The 6,747-nt window shown below is 70.5% G+C and carries 4 protein-coding genes; 3 read left to right on the forward strand and 1 reads right to left on the reverse strand.

Going from position 1 to position 6,747, the window contains the following annotated elements; genetic code table 11:
• Nucleotides 1–38: 38 nt before the first annotated feature.
• Entirely contained in the window at nt 39–1,121 is a 1,083-nt protein-coding gene (locus ACSNOG_RS19485) for an inositol-3-phosphate synthase (RefSeq protein WP_436753934.1), read from the forward strand.
• Between the two features lie 86 nt (nt 1,122–1,207).
• Entirely contained in the window at nt 1,208–2,482 is a 1,275-nt protein-coding gene (locus ACSNOG_RS19490) for an MFS transporter (protein WP_436753935.1), read from the forward strand.
• Nucleotides 2,483–2,571: 89 nt separating this feature from the next.
• On the opposite strand, the gene ACSNOG_RS19495 is transcribed toward ACSNOG_RS19490, so the two are convergent.
• Entirely contained in the window at nt 2,572–4,047 is a 1,476-nt protein-coding gene (locus ACSNOG_RS19495) for a CCA tRNA nucleotidyltransferase (RefSeq protein ID WP_436753936.1), read from the reverse strand.
• Between the two features lie 207 nt (nt 4,048–4,254).
• Here ACSNOG_RS19495 and ACSNOG_RS19500 point away from each other — a divergent pair, with 207 nt between their 5' ends.
• Complete coding sequence (locus ACSNOG_RS19500) at nt 4,255–6,549, forward strand: DUF6049 family protein (protein WP_436753937.1); 2,295 nt, start codon at nt 4,255–4,257, stop codon at nt 6,547–6,549.
• Nucleotides 6,550–6,747: the final 198 nt, after the last annotated feature.

Raw genomic sequence — 6,747 nt, forward strand, 5'->3', positions numbered from 1 at the left:
CGCAGGGCTTCGTCGAGTACTAACAGGGAGCAACCGGAATGGGTTCGGTTCGCGTAGCCATCGTCGGCGTGGGCAACTGCGCCGCCTCGCTGGTGCAGGGCGTCGAGTACTACAAGGACGCCGACCCGAACGGCCGCGTGCCGGGTCTGATGCACGTGCAGTTCGGCGACTACCACGTGCGTGACGTCGAGTTCGTCGCCGCCTTCGACGTCGACGCGAAGAAGGTCGGCCTCGACCTCGCCGACGCCATCGGCGCCAGCGAGAACAACACCATCAAGATCTGCGACGTGCCGAACAGCGGCGTCACCGTCCAGCGCGGCCACACCCTCGACGGCCTGGGCCTGTACTACCGCCAGACCATCGAGGAGTCCGCCGAGGCTCCCGTCGACGTCGTCCAGGTCCTCAAGGACAAGCAGGTCGACGTTCTGGTCTGCTACCTCCCGGTGGGCTCCGAGGACGCCGCGAAGTTCTACGCGCAGTGCGCCATCGACGCCAAGGTCGCCTTCGTCAACGCCCTCCCGGTCTTCATCGCCGGCACCAAGGAGTGGGCGGACAAGTTCACCGAGGCCGGTGTGCCGATCGTCGGTGACGACATCAAGTCGCAGGTGGGCGCCACCATCACGCACCGCGTGATGGCCAAGCTGTTCGAGGACCGGGGCGTCATCCTGGACCGCACGATGCAGTTGAACGTCGGCGGCAACATGGACTTCAAGAACATGCTCGAGCGCGACCGCCTCGAGTCCAAGAAGATCTCCAAGACGCAGGCCGTCACCTCGCAGATCCCCGACCGCGAGCTGGGCGAGAAGAACGTCCACATCGGTCCCTCGGACTACGTGGCCTGGCTGGACGACCGCAAGTGGGCGTACGTGCGCCTCGAGGGCCGTGCCTTCGGTGACGTCCCGCTGAACCTGGAGTACAAGCTCGAGGTCTGGGACTCCCCGAACTCGGCCGGTGTCATCATCGACGCCGTGCGCGCCGCGAAGATCGCCAAGGACCGCGGCATCGGCGGCCCGATCCTCTCCGCCTCCTCGTACTTCATGAAGTCGCCGCCGGTGCAGTACTTCGACGACGAGGCCCGCGAGAACGTCGAGAAGTTCATCAAGGGCGAGGTCGAGCGCTAAGCGTTCCGCTCCTTTCGCCTCTCGCTCCGCCACAGGTCCCCGGGTTGTCCGCCCGGGGACCTGGGCGTTGTGTGAGGCTGTGGACCATGCCCGTTGTGCGTGATCTTCGCGTCCTGCTCCGCCTTCGCGATTTCCGCCGCCTGCTGGCAGTCCGGCTGCTCTCCCAGGCGGCCGACGGGGTCTACCAGGTCGCCCTCGCCGCCTACGTGGTCTTCTCCCCCGAGAAGCAGGCCTCCCCCACGGCCATCGCCTCGGCCATGGCCGTGCTCCTGCTGCCCTACTCGCTGCTGGGCCCGTTCGCCGGCGTGCTGCTGGACCGCTGGCGCCGCCGCCAAGTGCTGCTCCACGGCAACCTGCTGCGCACCGCTCTGGCCGCCGTGACCGCCCTGTTCATTGTCGCGCGCGTGCCCGACTGGCTCTTCTACGCGTCCGCCCTCTCGGTCACCGCCGTCAACCGCTTCGTCCTGGCCGGGCTCTCCGCCTCCCTGCCCCGGGTGGTCGACTCACGCGAGCGCCTGGTCATGGCCAACGCCCTCTCGCCGACCGCCGGCACCCTGGCGGCCACGATGGGAGGCGGTCTCGCCTTCGCCGTACGCGTGGCCGCCCCGGAGGGGACGGGTGCCGACGCCTGGGTCGTCCTGCTCGGCGCGGCGCTCTATCTGGCCGCAGCCCTGTGCTCCCTGCTGATGCCCATCGGCCTGCTGGGACCGGACGCACCGGTGGCCCGCCGGCTGGGCGCCGCCCTGACCGGTACTGCGCGGGGCCTGGCCGCGGGGGTGCGCCACCTCGCCGAACGCCCCGTGGCGGCCCGCGCGCTCGCCGCCATGACGCTGATGCGCTTCTGCTACGGAGCCCTGACCGTCACCGTGCTGATGCTCTGCCGCTACGCGTGGACGAGCAGCGAGTCCAAGGGGATGGCGCTGCTGGGGCTCGCCGTCGCCGTCTCGGGAGCGGGGTTCTTCGCGGCGGCCGTCATCACGCCCTGGGCGGTCTCCCGGCTGGGCAGGCTCGGCTGGATGGTCGCCTGCGCCAGCGCGGCGGCGGTGCTGGAACCCGCCCTCGGCCTGCCCTTCGAGCGGGTCCCCATGCTGATCGCCGCCTTCGTCCTGGGCCTCACCACGCAGGGCGCCAAGATCGCCACGGACACCGTGGTCCAGTCCTCGGTGGACGACGCCTTCCGGGGCCGGGTCTTCTCGCTCTACGACGTCCTCTTCAACGTCGCCTTCGTCGGAGCGGCCGGAGTGGCGGCCCTGATGCTGCCGCCCGACGGCCGCTCGGCCCTGCTGGTGTCCGTGATCGCGGCGCTCTACGCCGTCGTCGCCGTCGCTCTGGCGGGCTTCCGGAACCGGGAGGAGACATAAAGCGGCCCCGCACCGGTGGGTGTTTCACGTGAAACACCTTCTGATGCGGGGCCGCGTCGTGTTTCACGTGAAACACACGCACGCAGGGATCAGCCCTGCGCCGCCCACCACTCCTTGAGCGCGGCGACCGCCTCGTCGTGGCTCATCGGGCCGTTCTCCAGGCGCAGCTCCAGCATGTGCTTGTACGCCTTGCCGATCTGCGGGCCCGGGCCCACGCCCAGGATCTCCATGATCTGGTTGCCGTCGAGATCCGGCCGGATCGCGTCCAGCTCCTCCTGCTCCTGCAGCCTGGCGATGCGCTCCTCCAGGCCGTCGTACGCCCGCGAGAGGGCATTGGCCTTGCGCTTGTTGCGCGTGGTGCAGTCGGACCGGGTCAGCTTGTGGAGCCGGTCCAGCAGGGGCCCGGCGTCGCGCACGTACCGGCGCACGGCGGAGTCGGTCCACTCCCCGGTGCCGTAGCCGTGGAAGCGCAGGTGCAGCTCCACCAGCTTGGTGACGTCCTTCACCAGCTCGTTGGAGTACTTGAGCTTGGTCATCCGGGCCTTGGTCATCTTGGCGCCCACCACCTCGTGGTGGTGGAAGGAGACCCGGCCGTCCTTCTCGAAGCGGCGCGTCCGCGGCTTGCCGATGTCGTGCAGCAGGGCGGCGAGGCGCAGTACCAGGTCGGGGCCGCCGCCGGGCTGGTCGCGGGGGCCCTCCAGGGCGATGGCCTGCTCCAGGACGGTGAGCGTGTGCTCGTAGACGTCCTTGTGGCGGTGGTGCTCGTCGCGCTCCAGGCGCAGGGCGGGCAGCTCGGGCAGGACGAGCGCGGCGAGGCCGGTGTCGACCAGCAGCTTCAGGCCCTTGCGCGGGTGGTCGGAGAGGATCAGCTTGTTGAGCTCGTCCCGGACCCGCTCGGCCGAGACGATCTCGAGGCGGCCGGACATCTCCGTCATCGCGGTGACGACCTCGGGCGCGACCTCGAAGTCGAGCTGGGCGGCGAAGCGCGCGGCGCGCATCATGCGCAGCGGGTCGTCGGAGAAGGACTCCTCCGGGGTGCCGGGGGTGCGCAGGACCCGGGCGGCCAGGTCTTCCAGGCCGTTGTGCGGGTCGATGAACTGCTTCTCCGGCAGCGCGACGGCCATGGCGTTGACGGTGAAGTCGCGGCGGACGAGGTCTTCCTCGATGGAGTCGCCGTAGGAGACCTCCGGCTTGCGGGAGGTCCGGTCATAGGCTTCCGACCGGTATGTGGTGACTTCGATGTCGAAGTCGGCCTTGCGGCATCCCACGGTGCCGAAGGCGATGCCGACCTCCCAGACGGCGTCCGTCCAGGGCCGGACGATCTTCAGGACGTCCTGCGGGCGGGCGTCCGTGGTGAAGTCGAGGTCGTTGCCGAGCCTGCCGAGCAGCGCGTCCCGTACGGATCCACCGACCAGGGCAAGCGTGAACCCGGCTTCCTGGAATCGGCGGGCGAGGTCGTCGGCCACGGGGGAGACCCTCAGAAGCTCGCTCACGGCACGGCGCTGCACGTGGCTGAGCTCGTTGGTCGGCGACTGGGTGGGGCTGTCATTGTTGGCATTCGGCACAACAGAAGAGGGTACGTGGCCGCGCGCCCCGGGGCCTCCCGGTTACGGACGCTTGGCGCAGGCCGCGCAAAGCGGGCGCAGCCGGGACATCGAGCCTGCTGCGCGATCTTGCGGAGCGGTCCGCAGCACTTCGTCACAGCGGGCCTCGTTACCATTCGTGGACGCACAACCGACGACCACTGACGACGACGAGGGACGGGCGAGCGCGTGGCCGAGGCGGCAGAGACCCAGGAGACCCCCTCCGCTGCTGCCTGCCGGTGGTCCCGGCACCTTGCGACGCTCCTGATGGGCGTGGCGCTGCTGCTCGGCCTGGTGCAGCTTCCGGCGGCGCCGGCGGCCCGCGCCGAGTCCAGCAGCTCCCGCCCGGTCGACGTCTCCGTCCACACGCTGACCCCCGCCGCGCCGAAGCAGGACGACACGGTCACCGTCTCGGGCAGCGTCACGAACAACGGCGGCTCGACGGTCACCGACGCGCACGTCGGCCTGCGGGTGGGCAGCCAGATCAACAGCCGGGTCGACGCCGACGAGACCGGCAGCCGGTCCGCCGGCGCCGAGGGCTCCGAGATCGGCAAGCACACTCAGAAGATCGACAAGCTTCCTCCGGGGGCCGCCCGCGACTTCAGCATCTCGCTGCCGGCGAAGGACCTGGACATCAGCAAGGACGGGGTCTACCAGCTCGGCGTCTCGCTGTCGGGCCGCACCGCGGACGCGGGCTTCGAGCGGGTGCTGGGCCATGCGCAGACGCTGCTGACCTGGCAGCCCTCCGCGGTCGAGGGCAAGAAGACGCAGCTCACGTTCCTGTGGCCGCTGATCTCCGCGACCCACCTGACCGCCCGGACCGAGTCCGACCAGCAGCAGACGCCGATCTTCCCCAACGACGACCTGGCCGCGGAGCTGGCCCCGGGCGGCCGGCTGCAGCAGCTGGTCGCGCTGGGCAAGGACCTCCCGATCACCTGGGTGATCGACCCGGACCTGCTCGCCACGGTCGAGGCCATGACCAAGAGCTACCGGGTGAGCGGGCCGGACGGGAGGACCACCCCGGGCCGGGGCCAGGCGGTCGCCAAGCAGTGGCTCAGCCAGCTGCAGAACGCCGTCGCGGGCGACCAGGTGGTGGCGCTGCCGTTCGGCGACCCCGACCTCGCGTCGCTGGCGCACCACGGCAAGGACGTGCCGGGCTCCCTGAGCCACCTGCAGTCCGCCACGGAGCTCGCCTCGACGACCGTGGACACCATCCTCGGGGTGAAGCCGCGCACGGACTTCGCCTGGCCCGTCGACGGCGCCGTCGACTCCTCGATCATCGACGTCGCCACGTCGGCCGGCGCCCACAACGTCATCGCGCGCAGCGACAGCTTCCGCGACCGGACGTCCTACAGCCCCACGGCGGCCCGGCAGATCGGCAGCGGCAACACCGCCGTCGTGGCGGACGCCCGGATGTCCACCGGCTTCCAGGGCGACCTCGTCCGCGCCGGCGAGTACTCGCTCGCCGTGCAGCGGTTCGTCGCCCAGACCCTCCTGGTGAACCGGCAGGCGCCGGACAACGAGCGCAGCATCGTGGTGGCGCCGCAGCGCATGCCGACCGGCAGCCAGGCCCAGGCGATGGCCGCGGGGATCAAGGCCCTTTCGGACAACCGGTGGACGCAGCCGGTCAACCTGGGCGACGCGGCCGCCGCCAAGCCGGACCCGGAGGCGAACCAGCAGGTCCCCGGCACCGGCTCGTACCCCGACCGGCTGCGCGAGCAGGAGCTGACCACCAAGGCGTTCCAGGAGATCCAGAAGACCCAGGCCACCCTGGACGGCTTCAAGGTGATCCTGACCTCGCAGGACCGCGTGGTGACCCCGTTCGGCAGCGCGATCATGCGTGAGATGTCGACCTCGTGGCGCGGCGACCGCAAGGACGCCGCCGAGTTCCGCGAGGCGGTGCAGTCCTACCTGTACGGGCTCACCCGCCGCGTGGAGCTGATCAAGAAGTCCGACGTCACCCTGTCCGGGCGCAGCGCGACCATCCCCATGACGGTCCACAACGGCCTGCTGCAGGGGATCGAGGGGCTCCACCTGGTGCTGGAATCCAGCCAGACCAATCGTCTGCAGGTCGACCGCTCCCAGCCGGTGAAGATCAACGGTGGGCAGAACCAGTCGGTGAAGTTCGAGACCCGGGCCAACGCCAACGGCCCGGTGCGCGTGACGGCCCGGCTCTACACGGCCGAGGGCCAGCCCTACGGCGACCCGGTCGTCTTCACTGTGCATGTCACGTCCATCACCCCTATGGTTCTCCTCGTCATCGCAGGCGGTGTGCTCCTGCTGGTCCTCGCGGGGCTCCGCATCTACATCAAGCGGAAGCGGTCCGCCGCCCGTGCGGAGGGCGGACGGCCCGGCGCGGACGGCGACGGGCCGGAGAACGGAGGCCCGGGGGACGACCGGCCCGCGCGGCCGGGTGACCCGGCCCCGGACACCGGATCGCATGACACGGAGCCATCCGGCTCGGGTGAGAAAGTGGAACGTTGACGCGTAGTGGGGCCGGCCGGCCGCGGACGATGAGGTGGGGTAGCGATGAACGCGCCGTACGACGGTGACCGCGGGCAGGGCGCGGGTGGTGAGCAGCGGGGCCAGTACCCGCCGCCCCCGGCTGCCCCCGTGGAGCAGGTACAGCGGGTAGGTGAGCGCGCCCGCCGTGGACAGCCAGCGCGACTGGATCCGGTTGAA

It is taken from the genome of Streptomyces sp. URMC 124 (assembly GCF_051386455.1).
Taxonomy (GTDB): Bacteria; Actinomycetota; Actinomycetes; order Streptomycetales; family Streptomycetaceae; genus Streptomyces.

What these genes read in the sequence shown, in the direction of transcription:
- ACSNOG_RS19485 (WP_436753934.1), top strand. Translation starts at nt 39, where the DNA reads ATGGGTTCGGTTCGCGTAGCCATCGTCGGCGTGGGCAACTGCGCCGCC.
- ACSNOG_RS19490 (WP_436753935.1), top strand. Translation starts at nt 1,208, where the DNA reads ATGCCCGTTGTGCGTGATCTTCGCGTCCTGCTCCGCCTTCGCGATTTC.